The sequence below is a fragment of the Providencia xihuensis genome (genome assembly GCF_041953405.1).
Lineage (GTDB): Bacteria > Pseudomonadota > Gammaproteobacteria > Enterobacterales > Enterobacteriaceae > Providencia > Providencia vermicola.
The window spans coordinates 1,081,127-1,099,092 of sequence record NZ_CP169565.1; the positions used below are offsets into that span (position 1 = coordinate 1,081,127).

The 17,966-nt window shown below is 44.1% G+C and carries 14 protein-coding genes; 4 read left to right on the top strand and 10 right to left on the bottom strand.

Annotated features, from left to right (window positions below; translation table 11 throughout):
* Nucleotides 1–39 precede the first annotated feature (39 nt).
* Complete coding sequence (gene rpoS / locus ACE2AL_RS04735; protein WP_206086857.1) at nt 40–1,026, top strand: RNA polymerase sigma factor RpoS; 987 nt, start codon at nt 40–42, stop codon at nt 1,024–1,026.
* Between the two features lie 79 nt (nt 1,027–1,105).
* Here rpoS and miaE read toward each other — a convergent pair whose 3' ends face one another.
* Nucleotides 1,106–1,870 (bottom strand): tRNA isopentenyl-2-thiomethyl-A-37 hydroxylase MiaE, encoded by a 765-nt coding sequence (gene miaE, locus ACE2AL_RS04740; RefSeq protein WP_206086856.1) that lies wholly within the window; start codon nt 1,868–1,870, stop codon nt 1,106–1,108.
* A 1-nt stretch (nt 1,871) separates the two neighbouring features.
* Complete coding sequence (gene mutS, locus ACE2AL_RS04745) at nt 1,872–4,439, bottom strand: DNA mismatch repair protein MutS (protein ID WP_206086855.1); 2,568 nt, start codon at nt 4,437–4,439, stop codon at nt 1,872–1,874.
* Between the two features lie 117 nt (nt 4,440–4,556).
* On the opposite strand from mutS, the gene ACE2AL_RS04750 reads away from it, so the two are divergent.
* Complete coding sequence (locus tag ACE2AL_RS04750) at nt 4,557–4,703, top strand: hypothetical protein (protein WP_206086852.1); 147 nt, start codon at nt 4,557–4,559, stop codon at nt 4,701–4,703.
* A gap of 13 nt (nt 4,704–4,716) precedes the next feature.
* Here the strand turns inward: ACE2AL_RS04750 and ACE2AL_RS04755 are convergent, their stop codons facing one another.
* The 6 genes from ACE2AL_RS04755 to ACE2AL_RS04780 all read right to left on the bottom strand — a co-directional run bounded on the left by ACE2AL_RS04755 (nt 4,717) and on the right by ACE2AL_RS04780 (nt 14,528).
* On the bottom strand, nt 4,717–6,036 hold the full coding sequence (locus ACE2AL_RS04755) for a cytochrome c (protein WP_375084056.1): 1,320 nt from the start codon (nt 6,034–6,036) through the stop codon (nt 4,717–4,719).
* 11 nt (nt 6,037–6,047) lie between these two features.
* Nucleotides 6,048–6,614: a (2Fe-2S)-binding protein gene (locus tag ACE2AL_RS04760; RefSeq protein WP_375084058.1), complete on the bottom strand. Its 567-nt coding sequence runs from the start codon at nt 6,612–6,614 to the stop codon at nt 6,048–6,050.
* Entirely contained in the window at nt 6,611–9,529 is a 2,919-nt protein-coding gene (locus tag ACE2AL_RS04765) for a xanthine dehydrogenase family protein molybdopterin-binding subunit (RefSeq protein ID WP_375084060.1), read from the bottom strand. Before ACE2AL_RS04765 ends, ACE2AL_RS04760 begins: the two co-directional genes overlap by 4 nt.
* A 423-nt stretch (nt 9,530–9,952) precedes the next feature.
* A complete protein-coding gene (locus ACE2AL_RS04770; RefSeq protein ID WP_206086849.1) occupies nt 9,953–11,188 on the bottom strand; it encodes a cytochrome c in 1,236 nt (411 codons plus the stop codon).
* On the bottom strand, nt 11,185–11,736 hold the full coding sequence (locus tag ACE2AL_RS04775; protein WP_206086848.1) for a (2Fe-2S)-binding protein: 552 nt from the start codon (nt 11,734–11,736) through the stop codon (nt 11,185–11,187). Before ACE2AL_RS04775 ends, ACE2AL_RS04770 begins: the two co-directional genes overlap by 4 nt.
* Entirely contained in the window at nt 11,733–14,528 is a 2,796-nt protein-coding gene (locus ACE2AL_RS04780) for a xanthine dehydrogenase family protein molybdopterin-binding subunit (protein ID WP_206086847.1), read from the bottom strand. The genes ACE2AL_RS04775 and ACE2AL_RS04780 overlap by 4 nt, the downstream gene beginning before the upstream one ends.
* Nucleotides 14,529–14,722: 194 nt before the next feature.
* Between ACE2AL_RS04780 and ACE2AL_RS04785 the strand changes: the two genes are divergently transcribed.
* Nucleotides 14,723–15,286 (top strand): NTP transferase domain-containing protein, encoded by a 564-nt coding sequence (locus ACE2AL_RS04785; protein ID WP_206086846.1) that lies wholly within the window; start codon nt 14,723–14,725, stop codon nt 15,284–15,286.
* A gap of 8 nt (nt 15,287–15,294) precedes the next feature.
* On the top strand, nt 15,295–16,308 hold the full coding sequence (locus ACE2AL_RS04790) for an XdhC family protein (RefSeq protein ID WP_206086845.1): 1,014 nt from the start codon (nt 15,295–15,297) through the stop codon (nt 16,306–16,308).
* Between the two features lie 57 nt (nt 16,309–16,365).
* Here the strand turns inward: ACE2AL_RS04790 and ACE2AL_RS04795 are convergent, their stop codons facing one another.
* Nucleotides 16,366–16,719 (bottom strand): RidA family protein, encoded by a 354-nt coding sequence (locus ACE2AL_RS04795; protein ID WP_206086844.1) that lies wholly within the window; start codon nt 16,717–16,719, stop codon nt 16,366–16,368.
* Nucleotides 16,720–16,721: 2 nt separating this feature from the next.
* Nucleotides 16,722–17,963 (bottom strand): D-amino acid dehydrogenase, encoded by a 1,242-nt coding sequence (locus ACE2AL_RS04800; RefSeq protein WP_272539497.1) that lies wholly within the window; start codon nt 17,961–17,963, stop codon nt 16,722–16,724.
* Nucleotides 17,964–17,966: the final 3 nt, after the last annotated feature.

The following is a 17,966-nucleotide window of genomic DNA, read 5'->3' on the forward strand; positions in this document are numbered from 1 at the left end:
TTGACATTCTGTCCGCATTATCTAGGGTAGGAGTCACTGATGAGCCAAAGTTCGCTGAAAGTTAACGAGTTATATAATGACCTTGACGAAAGCAATTTAGACGACGCTTTTGATGAGAGTCAGTTTAAAGAAGAAGATCTGGTTTCTGAACAGGATGAAGAAATGGATTTACTCCAGAACACGAGTCAACGTGTTCTGGATGCTACCCAAATCTATCTAAGTGAAATTGGATTTTCACCACTCCTCACAGCAGAAGAAGAAGTTTTCTATGCTAGACGTGCACTGCGTGGCGATGTAGCTTCACGCCAGCGCATGATAGAAAGTAACCTTCGCTTAGTTGTGAAAATATCTCGCCGTTATAATAACCGAGGCCTTGCTTTACTCGATCTGATTGAAGAGGGTAACCTTGGGTTGATTCGTGCTGTTGAAAAATTTGATCCAGAAAAAGGATTCCGTTTTTCGACGTATGCGACGTGGTGGATCCGTCAAACGATTGAACGCGCCATTATGAATCAAACCCGCACCATTCGCCTTCCTATTCATATCGTAAAAGAACTCAATATCTATCTTCGTACTGCACGTGAATTAGCCCAAAAATTGGACCATGAGCCAAGCCCTGAAGAGATCGCTGAACAGCTAGATAAACCTGTTGAAGACGTCAGCCGTATGTTGCGTTTAAATGAACGAATTACATCTGTTGACACTCCAATTGCAGGGGACTCAGAGAAATCTTTGCTTGAGGTATTGTCTGATGATAATGATTCAGGCCCAGAAAATACAATTCAAGACAACGACTTAAAAGATAATATTGTTAAGTGGTTATATGAATTGAACCCAAAACAAAGGGAGGTTTTAGCACGTCGTTTTGGGCTTTTAGGTTATGAAGCAGAAACTCTTGAAGAGGTTGGGCGCGAAATTGGGCTCACTCGTGAACGAGTTCGTCAGATTCAGGTGGAAGGTTTAAGACGGTTAAAAGATATTTTACATGGCGAAGAACTGACATTAGAGTCGCTATTCAATATGTAGAGTGTTAATGAGATAAAAGATAAATAAGAATCCCTATAAGTGAAAGTTTATAGGGATTTTTTTATGACTAGACATAGCGTTAATTAATGGGAACACCGCTATGAAATTTAAAATCATTATCAGGCGTTGAAATTAATTCAGCTTCAATGATTCCAAAATAATTAACACGCTCAGTAATATCTTGTTTACTAATTAACTGAGCTAACTGCAAATAGTCTTGGTAATGTCGAGCTTCTGAGCGTAATAATGAAATATAAAAATTAGCCAGTTGTTCATCTAAATAAGGCGCTAATTTTGCAAACCGTTCACAAGAACGTGCTTCAATATAAGCACCAATAATCAGCTTATCGACTAAGGTTTTTGGATCGTGCGGATCGATATGGCTAAATAATCCTTTGGCATAACGGCCTGCAGTGATGCCATCATAAGGAATATTACGCTCGTGCATGATTTCCAACACTTGGTAAAAATGATGTAACTCTTCCTTGATGAGCAGCACCATTTTATCGATTAAATTTTGGCTATAAGGTGATTGTTTACGCGCTAGTATCTGTTTGGAAATCTGGTTTTTATTTCTTAAAGTGTGAACATCACCAATTCTATCGTAAGCAAAAGCCTCATAGGGTTTAAACCATTCGAGTAACGTAGCCGCACTGTCTTTATCCACGGCATATTTACGGATTAAAAATAGAGCACTTTGCGCGGCTTTTAACTCACACAATAAGTGGTCTTTAAGGATAATCGGTAAGTTTTCAGGCTGACTCGCTTTTTGCACCCATTCATCTGGGGTTTCACACTGTAAAAATTGCCGAATTGGTGCGAGTAACACCGCATACTCATCCATGTTAGTTATTCATATCCTTTAAACGATAAATCCAATCAAGGGCTTGGCGAGGTGTCAGCTTATCTGGGTCAATGCCATCCAGTGTGGTTAACACTGGAGAGGGTTCCGCCTCTTCCGTTGTTAAGAAACTCAGTTGTGCGCTATCGACATGACTCGCATTGGCATTATTCGAGATAATCTCTAGCTCTTTTAGTTTTTGCTTGGCGCGTTTAATCACCTCTTTAGGCACACCTGCTAACGACGCAACGGCAAGGCCATAGCTTTTACTGGCTGCACCTTCTTGAACATTGTGCATAAAGGCGATGGTATCACCGTGCTCAATGGCATCAAGATGGATATTTACGGCGCCTTCCAGTTTTTCAGGTAAGGTTGTCAGTTCAAAATAATGGGTTGCGAACAATGTCATTGCTTTGATTTTATTGACTAAGTTTTCAGCACAAGCCCATGCAAGAGAAAGCCCGTCATACGTTGAGGTACCACGACCGATCTCATCCATCAAGACCAAGCTGTGTTCGGTTGCATTATGCAAAATATTGGCTGTTTCAGTCATTTCCACCATGAATGTTGAACGACCAGAAGCAAGATCATCCGAGGCACCTACACGAGTAAAAATACGATCAATTGGGCCAATAACCGCTTTGCTAGCGGGCACAAAGCTACCGATATAGGCAAGCAAGGTAATCAGCGCAGTTTGACGCATATAGGTACTTTTACCGCCCATGTTTGGCCCTGTAATGATCAACAAACGGCGCTGTGGAGATAATGAAAGCGGGTTGGAAATAAACGGCTCACTTAATACTTGTTCAACGACTGGATGGCGGCCTTCTGTAATCTGAATACCTGCTTTTTCAGTGAGTTGTGGGCAGGCATAACCTAATGTTTCTGCGCGTTCAGCAAGGTTGGCTAAGACATCGAGTTCTGATAATGCCTCTGCACTGGTTTGTAACGCAGCAAGGTGTGGAAGTAGCATATCAAACAGTTCGTCATATAGCGCTTTTTCGATGGCTAATGCTTTCCCTTTAGAGGTTAGAACCTTATCTTCATACTCTTTGAGCTCAGGAATAATGTAGCGCTCAGCATTTTTTAAGGTTTGGCGACGTACATAGTGGATTGGCGTGAGATGACTTTGGCCGCGGCTGACTTGGATATAATAACCATGAACCGCGTTATAACCAACTTTTAAGGTGTCGATACCTAATTTTTCGCGCTCGCGAATTTCTAATCGGTCGAGGTAATCTGTCGCGCCATCGGCCAAAGCACGCCATTCATCGAGTTCGCTATTGTAACCAGGGGCAATCACACCACCGTCACGTACTAATACAGGGGGAGCATCGATAATTGCGGTTTCCAATAAACTTTGTAGTTCATCAAATTGCCCAATTCGGCTTTGTAGTTCTTTTAAATACGGGCTACTGGATTGGCTAAGAATTTGATGTATATCGCTATATTGCTGGAATGCATAACGCATACGAGTTAAATCACGTGGTCGCGCAGAACGCAGTGCAAGGCGAGCAAGAACGCGTTCTAAGTCACCAATTTGGCGTAAAAACGGTTGTAATTCAAAACCGTGTTCCTGCAAAGCGCTAATTGCTTGCTGGCGGTTATTCAATACTTGGATATTACGCAGTGGGGTATGTAACCAGCGTTTTAGCATGCGGCTACCCATTGGTGTTACGCACATGTCTAAAATAGAGGCGAGTGTATTTTCAGTGCCACCCGCAAGGTTTTGGGTGATTTCTAGATTACGGCGTGTTGCCGCATCCAAAATGACATTATCATTTTGTTTTTCCATCACAATACTGCGGATATGTGGTAGCGAAGTGCGTTGGGTATCTTTGACATACTGCAGCAAACAACCTGCAGCACGTAGGGCTTTATGGGCATTCTCTACGCCAAAACCGATTAAATCTTTGGTGCCAAATTGCAATCCAAGCTGTTGTTTTGCCGTATCCAGTTCATATTCCCATAATGGACGGCGACGTAAGCCTTTATTATGTTCAATCAAGGACATACTGGCGAAATCTTCTGGGTACAAAAGCTCTGCAGGGCGCGTACGCTGTAACTCGGCTTGCAGGGTTTCTTCATCAGAAATTTCGCTGATAATAAAGCGGCCTGACGTGATGTCTAGTGTGGCAAAGCCGTAGCCTTGAGCATCTTGCCATACTGCGGCGAGTAGATTGTCTTGGCGTTCATTTAATAATGCTTCATCGGTGATGGTGCCTGGTGTGACAATGCGTACCACTTGGCGCTCAACGGGGCCTTTACTGGTCGCTGGGTCGCCAATTTGTTCGCAAATCGCGACAGATTCGCCCATTTGCACCAGTTTGGCGAGGTAACCTTCGGCAGCATGGTGTGGTACACCCGCCATCGGAATGGGTTGACCCGCAGATTGCCCGCGTTTTGTTAGGGAGATATCCAGTAATTGTGAGGCTTTTTTAGCATCATCAAAGAACAGTTCGTAAAAGTCCCCCATACGATAAAACAGCAGTATGTCTGAATGTTGTGCTTTTAGTTTTAAATACTGCTGCATCATTGGTGTGTGGGATTCGAAGCTTTGCTTATCAGTCATAGTGTTGTCTGTTCTAGCGTATTGAGTTAACGAAGTTCTGTGAGCGTGTTTAACGTTCACTAAAGGGTATAAAATACCACAGATCCCATCAAATGAGAGTAGGCAAATGTGTTACGCATGGATTTATCTATGGTATTACGCCAAAGTGATAGAGGGCAACTTGAGTTTGGTGATAAAGAGTCTGAAATGTGTGGGCATTACTTGTTTGTGTGCGAAAATAAGTTTAACGACGTTGAGCAGGTGAAAAAACGCCCCTTAATTTAAGAGGCGTTTTTTGTTATTGCATCGATTTTTTCAGCTTTTCAACTTGTTCGGCGGTAACGGGCTTGCCTTGACCACCCCATTCGGCGCGTGCCCATGAAAGCAAATCAGCGATTTCTTGAGGGTCCAAATCGTCGGCAAAACTTGGCATGGCGTACATGCGTTGCCCATTAGGGAATGTGGTGGTAGGAATACCCGTTAATACTACGCTAATAAAAGTTTCAGGGCTGTCCATCGCTAAAATAGCATTGCCTTTTAAAGCCGGAATACCATTCGGTACGCCTTCACCTGTAATGCCGTGGCAACCCGCACAAGTGGACATATACATCAAGCGACCCGTTTCCATTGTTGCGCCAATATCCGCGGTAGGTTGAGCATTGGCTTCAGGTAATGGCGCGGGTGGTGCTTTGGCGCCTAACACCTTTCCTTGTTTATCCGTCATCAAATAAATCGCCATGTCGTCGACATCGCTTTTCTTCATTTGGCTTGTGGAAAAATGTGTCACGGTGCTCATATCGGCAAATGCTGAGCCTTGAGGGGCATTACCTGTCAGTAAAAACTGGCTCAAAGACGCAGTGTCATAGCCATGTTTAGATAACGCTTGTGCAGTGATATCTGGAATTGCCAGACCCGCTTCTTCCCCCCCTTGTAATGAGCGAGAAAATTCGACGCCCATCATCAGGTTACGTGGTGAATGGCAGGCACCGCAGTGGGCAAGACCCTCCACGATATATGCACCTCGGTTCCATTGCTCAGAGCGCTGTGGGTCATGTGGCGCATTTTGTTTCGGGAAATTAAGCAGCGTCCAAAAGTTCATAAACGGGCGAACAGGTAAAACAAATACGCCTGTATTCTCTTTGTTGGGCACGGCCATTGGCGGCAAGGTCATCACATAGGCATACAACGCATCAATATCTTCTGAAGTAGTCATATGCGTGAAAACAAACGGCATGGCAGGGTAGAGGTTACCCCTCTCTTTGCCAATGCCATCTTTAAGCGCACGATGAAAATCGGCACGGGTATAGTTACCAATACCAAATTGTTTATCAGGAGTGATATTGGTGGAATAAATGGTACCAAAAGGTGTCCCGATAGCCCGTCCACCAGCGGCTAGAGGCCCCTCAGGTAAAGAGTGGCAACCAAAACAATCCCCTGCAATAGCCAGTTCTTGCCCGCGAGGTATTAACCTTGCGACTTCTTCCGAGGTGAGTGGTTTGTCTAAGTCAGGGCCAATGCTGGAGGTACGAAATGCACCAAACAGGATTGAAAGCATCAGTGCAGCAAATAGTACAATGATGATATAGAGCGTTTTACGTATGGAACGAGAGTTAGTCATCGTCGTTCTCCCTAATCAATTACGCAGCCAGGAGTGTCGAGGGCGACTTTTCTCACAGCTTCGTAGTAACGCACATACCCAGTGCAGCGGCAAATATGTTCATTTAGCGCCTCTTCAATGGCCTGTTCAAGGTCAGCCCGTTTAACTGGATTTTTCTTGAGCTTATCGAGGAATACGGTAGCGCCTGTCACAAAACCTGGGGCACAGTAGCCGCATTGGAACGAAAAGTTTTCGATAAAGGCTTGTTGGATCGGGGTTAATTCAACCACTTTACCTTGCTCATCCAGCTTTGCTTGCCCTTCGATAGTGACAATGTTTTTGTTATTAAAATAGTGCGCGCCAAAAATACAGGTACGGCTTTCAACGGTGGTGCCATCGGGCTGAATTTCCATGATGGTGCAAGCGTGGCAAATTCCTTGCCCGCAACCAAAGTGAGTCCCCGTTAGGTCGAGGTATTCATGAAGAAATTCAATCATTGGCATCCCAACAGGGACGTCAATAGGGCCAATTTTTTGACCATTGATAGTCAGAGTTAATGGCTTGCGCTCAATAATCGGAACGGCATTGGTGATATTCATGAGAGGGCCTTTTTAATTTTATCTACCGTAATTGGGAATTCATAAAAACGTTTCCCCGTCGCGTGAGTGAGTGCGTTGCTGGTGGCAGGCAAGATAGGGATCATCCCCAGTTCTGCCATGCCTTTTGGCGGCGAAGTTTCAGACAGTGGTGGCAAATAATCGATAGTTTGCTGCCAAACTGCCACGTCTTTTGCACGAGGTAAAACATAACGGTTAAAGTTCCACGTTCCGTTACCTGGGCCATCTTCATACAGTGGCAGTTCTTCCATCAATGCATGCCCGATGCCCATTGCCGTACCACCTTGAATTTGCCCAGAAACCAGCTCAGGGACTATCATGGTACCGGGGTCCATAATCATATGATGGCGCATTACATCCACTTCCCCCGTCATGGTGTTGACGTTGAGCTCGACTAAGCAACACGCGGGAGTGACCGTTGTTGGGTCTGCTTTCGCCCTCTGAGTTGGTGGGTAGTACGCCATTTTACGTTTAATAAAGTGGTAACCGCCCGTTGTCATTTGTTTCTTCAATTCATTTGGCGCACCATCACCGTAGCGAATGGATATGGCATCAAGAGGCAGGTTTTTTAGCCCCACTGTTGGGATATCAAAGTCTGCACGAGCCCATTGCCAGCTGGAATAACCATGTACTGCAATCCCCGTGATTAGTCCCATTTTATGGGCACGCTTGGCTAAAATATTGAAAGGGATGGGCTTCATACCACCACCTCCAATGCCATCGGGCCCCACTCGAATATCTGAAAACTCAACATTTAGACCGTTAAATGCACCGCCTCCAGGGCCTTCGCTCCAAATGCTTTTTGCCGCAGGCCATAAGGTATTTTCCAGTAAGAAGTGACCCGCTTGGCGTGTGCCAAAACCGATATAGTAGACTCCACTGGATGAGCTCATATCAGGGATTAACGCAGGTGTCCAATACGGGTCGCTTTTGGCAAGTTCGTCTTGTTTTTTCTGATCTGCCCAGCTGGTTTTTAACGGTAATTCAGCAAATTCGGTGACGCCAAACTCCACTACATCAGGAGCTTTACTGAGAGCTTGCCATACCATCACTTGTTGAGCAGTCGTTCCCCCTGTGCCGATTTCTTGCATGCAGTGGCGCATGGTCAGTTTACCGTCGGCATCAAATTCAAGGGAAAGGATGGTAGGTACGCCGCTAGAACCATACACTTGTTGAACTTGAGCAAAGCCAACACCGTACAGCTTACCAGGGTTTTTGGCATCATATTCGGTTTTGTTTTTCTCACGATCTTGCCAAATCGGATGCTTTTCTGCCAAGTTCAGCATTTCCACATTGCGTGGGTCTCCTGCGATTACGCCACCTTGGGTATTCGGATAACCTTCTAAAATGGCGTTACGACGGCGTAACTCTATTGGGTCGATATTCAGGTTATGCGCTATTTCATCTACCATCAATTCAGTTACTGCCATGGATTGCAGCGACCCAAAACCTCGCATTGAACCAGCTTCAACCGCAGGCGTTGCCATGGCGAGCGCGGTTAAATCAGATTTTGGGAAATAATAAATAGATTGTGCACCCCGTACCGCAACATGAGAAACCGCAACGGATAAGTTTTCACGCCCTCCGCCATTGCAGTTATATGTGCCTTTTAAAACATCAAATTTCCCCGTTTTTTTATCGCCGATAATGGTCACGTCCATTTCAATCGAATGGCGCTTCATCCCCATTTGGAACTGTTCATAACGGTCATTAGCCATGCGCACAGGCAGGCCATCTGCGTAAAAACTGGCAACTAAGGCATAGAATGGAAAAACCGAATAATCTTTCGAACCATAGCCCACCGTTGAGCCTGTTAATAAAACAATGTTTTCAACAGAAAAGTGTTTGTTATTTTTCGATAATTCTGCCGCTGCATTGACGACACCTGCGGGAGATTGTGTCGCCGTCAAAATATGCAGAGTTTTGGTTTTGGCATCATACCATGTGTTGCAGTTATCAGGCTCCATGGCGCAAGGGTCGATGGATTGCGAAAAACCGTGGCGTTCAAGCACAAATTTGTCTGGGTTTTGGCGTGCTGCGGCAATTTCTTGCTCAATTTCCCGTGCGTAATCCATGGCTCTTTCTTGCTTATCAGGCCGTTGTTCTGCTTGATGAAGGGCTTGAATAAAGCCTCCACCACGATCTTTGCGAATAACAGGGGGAACGGTGATGGCATGTTTAGGGTCATAAGGAGGCCAAACAGGTGTATTGCCATCAAAACCGCCTTTAATCCCAGAATCCTGGTAAGGGGAGAAAATTGATGGGGAAAGCGGCGTTTCCCCACCAATTCGTACATAGCGGGCCGCCCCATAGTTTGCAGGTGGTTTAGGGCCTGTAACGGCGCCATATTTCACTGTATTCGTTGCAAAGCGCAACATACGCTGCGCTGCACTGTATTTATCAAAGTCTTGGTAAATCAAAATGGCAACTGGGTGGCCAATAATTGGTGCTGTTTCCCCTAACGGAACTAGCACATTGGTACCGTAAAAACCTTTGCCCATCCCTGTATCTTGGGGGATATTCAGGCCATCACGGATGAGGTCTTCTTGTAAGATGACTTTATCAGGCTGTAAGTTTGGCCCTAGCATTGAAATATCAATACCTTCAAATATTTTATCCGCATTGGTGGCTTTTAACATAAAGGCATAACTTTGTTTTTTTGGCCAGCCTGGAATATCTTTGGCGCGGTAATCACGGGCGAAGTTTTTTCTCCCCGTGACTTTTTCAACGCCATCCCAACGAAAACGCGCTTTACCATTTTGCCCAATCCAGTCGGTTTTCGGTGAATCTGAATCCAATTCAACCGCAAGGGCAAAAGGGAGTTTACCTACCATGACGGTAATCCCTGCGATGGTACCTAATTTAATAAAATTACGCCTAGAAATATGTCCCGTCATTATGTACTCCCAAATTTTATTATTAGGGGGATTTGCATTAGAGGTAGTAATAAATAATGTATTTGTATAATTAAATATAAGATTATTTTATGACGAATAAATCAAATCACATTTAGATGGTTAATATGTGATTACTCAATAAGTTACATAAATAGTATGGGTATCTATAAAGGGTTATGGGAAATGAGTAAAGGGTTTTATACAAGAAAGTGAATAATCTTGGTGGAGTAATCTTAATTGGACAATTTTAACAAAAATCACTGCCTAAAATTCATGTTGAGTTAATGGGGTAAAATCATTTTGATTATTTTTAAATAAATTCAATATATAATTAAATATATAACGATTCTATTTTTTGATTGTTATTAATTTTAATGAGAAGCCAGACTGACCGGTTCATTTTGTTAGTCTGGCTTTTTTAGGTTATTGACGTAAGGCTTTAACGTGTTCTGGCGTTACATCAGCAGGTTGACCACCCCATTCAACACGTAGAAAATTGACTAATTCGCTGATTTGTTGGTCGCTCAGCTTATTCGCAAAACCTGGCATGCTTTGTAGGCTTTGGTTATTCGGAAATTGTTGTTCTGGTAAACCATCCAAAATAGCATTAATCAGATTGGTACTGTCTACATCACGTAATGTTGAATTGCCTTTCATCGCAACGGCCACATTCGGTTTACCGCCACCATCGTAAGCGTGGCAGCCGGAACAAGTTTCTAAATACACTTGTCGGCCTTGTGGGTTACCTTCGCCCATTTTTAGTGGCAATGTGGTCGGTGGGTTGTCGCCCATCAGATAAGTGGCGATTGCGCTATTATCTTCAGGAGTTAAATGCTGTGAACTCAGGTAAATCACAGGGTGCATATCACTATAGGCTGAACCTTGTGGGGCGATACCCGTCATGAAAAATTGCTGTAAATCCTGTTTTGTCCAGCCACGTGCAGCGAGCGCCTCTGGCGTAATGTCAGGTGCGATAAAGCGCCCTAATGCACCACCTTTCATATAGTTGTCCAAATCCATTTCACCTAAAGCTCCCCTTGGCGTGTGGCATTCAGAGCAATGTTCCAATACGTTAACTAAATATTTTCCACGTTGCCATTCAGGAGAGCTGCCTTGAGAGCTGTCTGGAAGCGGTTTATCGTTAAAAAATAGCAGGTTCCAACCAATCATTGCCATGCGCTGATTTAGAGGGAAAGGCAATGAGTTTTCGGGTGGTGCAACATCCACTGCTGGGCGGCTCATCAAGTAGCTGTAAATTGCATCGGAGTCTTCTCGGGTTATACCTTTGTAGGAGGTATATGGCATCGCAGGGTAAAGGTGTTTACTCGGCGGTGAGATCCCTTGAGTAAGCGCCTTATAAAACTGATCTTTTGTCCAGCGGCCAATCCCAAAATCTGCAGAAGGGGTCAAGTTGCTGCTATAGATGGTACCAAAAGGCGTATCAAGGGGAAATCCGCCCGCAAGTGGTGCGCCGTTAGTGCTGGTATGGCAAGCTGCGCAGTCGCTAGCGAGAGTCAGGTAGCGACCTCGTTCAATTTCTTGGGGAGTTGAGGTCACTTTTTGAGCGGGACCATCCAATGTACGGCTTTCATACCAGTAAAGTACAGCCCAAACGACGATAATTATCGCAATCAGCCATAAAATGATTTTTTTGATCATTTGATTGCCTCCTTGATAAGCCCAGGAGTGGCAAGAACAACTTCTCGCACCGCATCATAATAACGAACGTAGCCTGTACAACGGCAAATATGGTTGTTCAGAGCCTGCTTAATGGCTTCCTCTAATTCTTCCTCTTTAATTGGGTTACGTTGAAGTTCCTCAATAAAAACGGTTGCTGCATTGACAAAACCAGGAGTGCAATAGCCACACTGGAAGCTAAAATGCTCAATAAAAGCTTGTTGCACAGGGGATAATTTCACATCCCCATTTTCCGCTTTAGTTGCAGCCCCCTCAATGGTACGAATGCTTTTGTTGTTAAAAAAGTGAGCGCCTGTGATGCAGGTGCGGATCTCTTCACTGGTACCTGAAGGGTGGTCTAAGATCACCACGCAGGCGTGGCAAATACCTTGACCACAACCTAGACGTGAACCCGTTAAATCAACATATTCATGAAGGAAATCAATCATCATGAGGCCTTCAGGTACATCCATTGGCCCATAAGATTGACCATTAATGGTTAATGTCAGCGGAAGGAAATTTAAGCTCATGATAATACCTCTTGAATGTCTTTAGCTCGCACAGGGAGGTGCAAGAAATGGTGGCCAGTTGCATCGGCGATAGCATTGACGATAGATGAAACCACAGGGATCATCACTACCTCAGCAACCCCTTTTGGGGGATCGGTTTCTGAGAGTCCTGGTAGGATTTCACTGGTCTGCTGCCAAACTGCAACGTCACTGGCGAGTGGAAGATGGTAACGATTGAAGTTCCATGTTCCATTACCAGGGCCGTCTTCATACAGAGGTAAATATTCATGGAGGGCATGACCGATACCCATTGCGAGACCACCTTGGATTTGCCCTGAAACCAGTTGTGGAACGATTAAATTACCGCATTCCACAACGGTGTGATGGTCAAGTAATTCAACTTGCCCCGTGGCTTTATCAATGGACAATTCTGTGACAGTCGCTACTGCACTGTAGTAGGTTACACCTGCGTTATTTCTTTGCGTATCAGGGTAATAGGCTTTTTCACGATGACAGACTTGGTAATCCTTTTCAGCAAAACGCAACGCGAGCCCATCGACGGGTAAGCGGCGCATTTCGCCTTGAATGCTAAAATCGGCTTCAGCCCATTGCCAGCGGTTAAATACGTGGCTAACTGCACCTGTCACACCCCCCATTTCAAAGGTGCGATCGATTAATCGCTGTAAACTTAACACCTCTAATCCATCGGCAGTTAGCCCTTCAGCAACCCAGCGTGCATCTTCGCGGCGTACAACTAATGGTGCGGCTTGCCCTCCGCCAATGCCCTCTTGCCAAATTGACATTGCAGCTGGCCACAGTCCATGTTCGAACACGAGTCGAGCCGCTTCTTCTGTACTGTGGGTAAAGTAGTATGCGGAATTACTGGCACTTGACGGTGAGCAATAATTTGGCGTCCAGAGTGGGTTTTGCGCTAAGCGGTCTTGTTCTTCCTGTGCCATGGCAAACGGGTTACCCGTTGATATCATAGGCAAAATCGACCAGTCAGCTACAGAAAAGTGAGCAAGTTCAGCGGGTTTTCCAAGCCATTTTGCGCATACAACGGCTTGAGAGGTAGACATGCCCGTTCCCATTTCAGCCCCACTATGGTAGATGGCAATTTTGCCTTCTCGCGTTAGCTCTACACGAGCAAATGACGATTCCGCGCCTGTCCCAAAGTCTTTTTGCACACAGGAAATCCCTGTACCAAAAAATTTCCCACTATTTTTGGCTTCGTAATCGGCTTTGCGTTTGGCCCTTTCGGTCCACATCGGGTGAGCTGCGCAGCGCGTTAATACTTCATCGGCACGGATCGCGCCGCCTGGGATTGCCCCTTGGGTATTTTTCATCCCTGATTTGATTAGATTGTTTAGGCGAAATTCAATGGGGTCAGCCTTGAGCAGCTTCGCAGCTTCCTCCATTAACATATCGGTAGCAGCCATGGCTTGCAGTGTGCCGTAACCTCGAGCAGAGCCAGCATCGACCGCTCGTGATGCAATGCCAACTGCAGAAAGGTCACTACGAGGAATATAATAAATCGCCTGTGCTCCCGTGGCACCAACCATCACAACGGATGGTGTAAAGTTACAGCGTCCACCGCCATCACCAATAAATGAGGCGCTGAGAGCTTCAATTTTATGTGTTTTCTTGTTGACGGCTAATGTGTAATCCATGTCGAAAGCGTGGCGCTTGATACTGGATTGGAATTGCTCATAGCGGTCATTAGCTAGACGAATAGGTACGCCATCGCCATATAGTGTTGCCATGGCGCCATAATAAGGGAATGGGGCGTGGTCTTTTGAACCATAACCTACTGTAAAACAAGGATGTAGGAATATTTGCTTAATTGGGAACGTTGATTTAGCCAGCATTTCAGGCAACGATGCCGCCACTTCTTGTGGTGACTGAGTTGGGATCACAAGGTGGAATGATTGCGTTTTTGCATCATACCAACCATTGGCATTATCAGGCTCTAATGCAGCGGTATCAATGGATTGAGTTGAATATTTGCGTTTAATGACTAACCAGTCTTCAGGGGGATTTTCCAATTGTTTGGCTAGCGCATCGGCAAAAAACATACCTTCTTCATCCAGTTTTCCACCTTCACGGCCTTCAGGCCATACGGGAAGATGTTTTTTCATCCCAATGGGTGATATCGGCATGTCTTTCATACTGGAATAAATATCTGGGTCGTAAGGGTTTTCACTTCCAATACGTACTCCACGATAGGTGCCCCAAGGGTCACGTTCTAATGGCCCTGTAAATGCACCATATTGAATAATATCATCGTGGAATTTAAGCGTTTCTTTGGCAAAGCGGAATTTTGCAAAGTCATGGTAAATGAGCAGTGCCACAGCTTGGCCTAAATAGGCAGGGGTTTTCCCTTCGGGAAGAAGCAAGTCTTCTCCGTAAAACTCAGGGAAAGCAACACCGTCTTTTTCTAAGTCACTTGCCGTCACAATGCGGTCTGGCATCAAGCCATCGCTGAGCCTATCGAGGTTAAAACCTTGGTAAATTTTGTCCGCTTGGGTCACTCTGAGTAAAAATGCGTGGCCTTGTTGTTTTGGCCAGTGGGGAATATCCCGTGCTCGGATGTCTCTGGCGAAAACTTTTTCACCTTGCACTTTAGAAAAGGCATCAATACGAAATTTTATTCGCTTATCAACGGGGTTCCAGTCTGGGGACTGAAGAATTTTTTCCTCAAATAGCACATCAAAAGCGCGGCTATATAAAGGGGCGAGATACACTGAAATTCCAGCAACAACGGCACATTTTAGAAAGTGTCTGCGGGAGAGTTCGACATTGCTTTTGCTCATAATAAACCCTTACACTTATTATATTACATCTATATTGTTTTATTTATCATTACTCTGAAAATTATTACATACTGATTCAAATATTGTCTAATTGTGAATGGTTGGCAAGCTACTATTAACAATAACTTGTTATCTTATTGAATATCCCTTATTTATTAGAGCATAAATAAATATACGTCTGAATAATTACAATTATGAATATTGGCATATTAATATTAGCAGCTGGTCGCAGCCAGCGTTTTAAAAATGCAGGTGGAAAAGGCAGTAAATTGAATCTTCTATTAGGTGAACAAACTGTTTTTGAAAAAACACTTTTAAATTCAATGGATAGCAAGCTTGCTGTTCATGTTGTAACCAGGCCTGATAATGAGGGGGTTATTCACAGTTGCTTACAATATAATATTCCATTCTCATTGTTGGATAGTGATGGATTAGGCGAATCTATAGCGTTGGGCATTAAAAATACATCTTATTTAGATGGTTGGTTAATTCAATTAGCGGATATGCCTTATATAAGTAGCAGTCTACTCCTCTGTGTTGCCAATAACCTCAATCACCATTCGCTCGTTAGACCTGTATATGGTGGATTGCCTGGTCATCCAGTGGGAATATCTGCAAAGTATTATTCAGAATTAATTAAATTAGCAGGGGATGATGGGGCAAAATCAATATTACGTCACAATTTTGTTTATGAATTAGAGATAAATGATGAAAGTGTTATTAAAGATATTGATTATCCAATAGTTGATAATGAATAGGAGCAAGTATGCTGCGTGAAGATGTTTTTGTTATCTCTCAAGCCCTTTCTTGGATAAAAGAAGAGCCCATTTGGTTGTGTACTGTGCTGAGTACGTATGGTTCTTCTCCTCGCAGCCCAGGGTCGCTCCTTGTCGCAAAAGCGGATGGCCAGTATGTTGGTTCTTTGTCAGGTGGTTGTATTGAGGAAGATTTTATTCAGCGTATTCAAGATGCGAAATACCTAAATGGTAGTCAAATTGTTCGCTATGGTCGCGGTGGATTAGAGGCGAAAGTGAATTTGCCTTGTGATGGTAGTTTAGATGTTTTAATTGAATATTTACCTAAGAGTGACGAAAGTGTTAGTTATCTCACTGAAATACATCAAGCACTATTAGGATATACCGCAATTAATAAAAAAATCATCTTGCCCCAACGCGGTGAAATTAGTACAGCCAATAATCAACAGATTCCAACCCAAATAGAGCGTGTTGGTGATGACATTCAATTTTATATTGCCGCACCACCACGGTTAATTATTGCAGGGATCTCGAATGTTGGGATTTATTGTGCAAGTTTTGCGGCAACATTGGGGTTCGAAGTGATCATTTGCGAGCACCGTGAGGATGAATTAGGGCGTTTTTCTGGGCAGCTTTCTAGCCAGTTTGAGGTGATTAAATTATTTCCTGCCCGTTATTTAGAGTCCCAAAGTTGTACGCCAAATACGGCCATTGTTTCTTTAACACATGATCCTCGTATTGATGACCTAACATTGATGGAGGCTGTGAATACCCCTGCGTTTTATATTGGTGCAATGGGGTCAAGCCGCACAAGTGCACGTCGACGTGAACGGTTATTGGGCGCTGGCGGAATGTCATTGGCGGAAATCGACCGTATTCACGCGCCTATTGGTATTCCAATTGGTAGCAAAACGCCGCCTGAAATTGCGTTAGCGATAATGGCAGACATTGTCGCATACAAAAATGGTGTGAAAGGCCAGAACGATAAACAAATAAAAAATCATTTATCGGCGGTAAATCAATAAGTTAAAGTTTAAGATAGGGCGGCCAGTTTATCGCCCTGTCTTTAATGATATCTGATGTTATCGTTGTACAGCAGTCACCATGATTTCTACAAGTACTTGTTCCCGCGCCATATTCGCTTCAACAGCTGCACGTGCTGGGCTGTGCTCAACAGGCATCCAGCTTTCCCAAACCGCATTAAATGCAGCAAAGTCCCGATGCATATTTTTAATCCAAACTTGAGCGGATAAAATGCACGTTTTATCGCTTTGACTTGCTGCTAATAATGCATCAATTTTATCAAGAACGTCTTGAGTCTGTTGTGTAATGTCACCCGTTAAATCGCTAGGAACTTGGCCAGATAAGTACACAAGGCCACCAAACTCAACACTGTCTGCTAGGCGTGGCTTTGGATTATTTCGTTTAATACTCATATTTACCTCGTTAATCCTGCAAGAGAAATGGGGGATGTTTTTGTCGTAATCAATTGACTTAATATTTCTGCACTGCCCGCAGCTAGAGTAAACCCTAAACTACCATGGCCAATATTTAACCAAAGGTTTTTATAGGTAGTTTTTCCTAATAGTGGTGGGCCCTTTGGTGTTGATGGCCGTAACCCATACCATGCAGGGGCATCATCCACTTTAGGTAAATGTGGAAACGTTTTTTTCACAATGTCCTTTAAGGCATTCACGCGGTTATCGCGCAGCCCTGAATCATCATAACCAATATCGACCATGGCAGCGATGCGCAGTTGGTCATTCAATTTGGCATAAACAATTTTATTACCATAATCAGTCACATTCATCTTAGGGACACAATGCTCAGCTTGTGGGTATTCAACGCTAAGACTATAACCTTTTAAGCCTAACATAGGGACATCAATTCCCAGCGGTTTAAGTAATTCTCGGCTGCCGTTGCCAGCACAAACAATAACCTCATCAGCCTGAATATTTCCCTGGTGAGTGACTATTCCAGTAATGCAATTATTGTGTTGGGTAAAGGATTTGACACTACGTTGCAAGCAGAGAGTAAACTGTGGCTGCGTGTTTAAATATTGCAGCACGTTTTTGCAAAATAAATAACAATCGGCACTTTCATCATCAGGGGCATAAATTGCGCCAACGAGCTGTGATTGGATATGTTTTAGAGAGGGTTCTAACTCAGTAATTTCAGCGGGCGTTAAGATTTTTTGAAATTGACTATCAGCCGTTTCACACGCTTTTTGAAAGCTTTTTTTATCGCGATGAATAATTAATTTCCCTGATTTTTCCCAAGCAAAGTCAGCGATATCACCATTTTTCCGCCACATATTCATTATGTTTTGGCTTAATAGTGATAAGCGCAGAATATGTGCACCATTGATTTTATTGGTTTTACGGTTACACGCTAGGGTAAATTGCGCTAACCATGACCATTGCTGAATTGATGGGGTTATTTTCAGATTCAACGGGGAGTCGTTTTTCCCCATCCAGCGCAGCCCTTGTAAGGGAACGCCAGAATCGGCAAGTGGCGAAACATAGCGGTAACTCAGCTGCCCACCGTTAGCAAAGCTGGTTTGCATTCCGACATCTGAATCAGATTCAAGCAAGGTGACGGTTTGACCCGCTTTAATTAACGCGTATGCGGTACTTAACCCAATCACACCCGCTCCAATAATCACCACATGTTTAGCCATAAT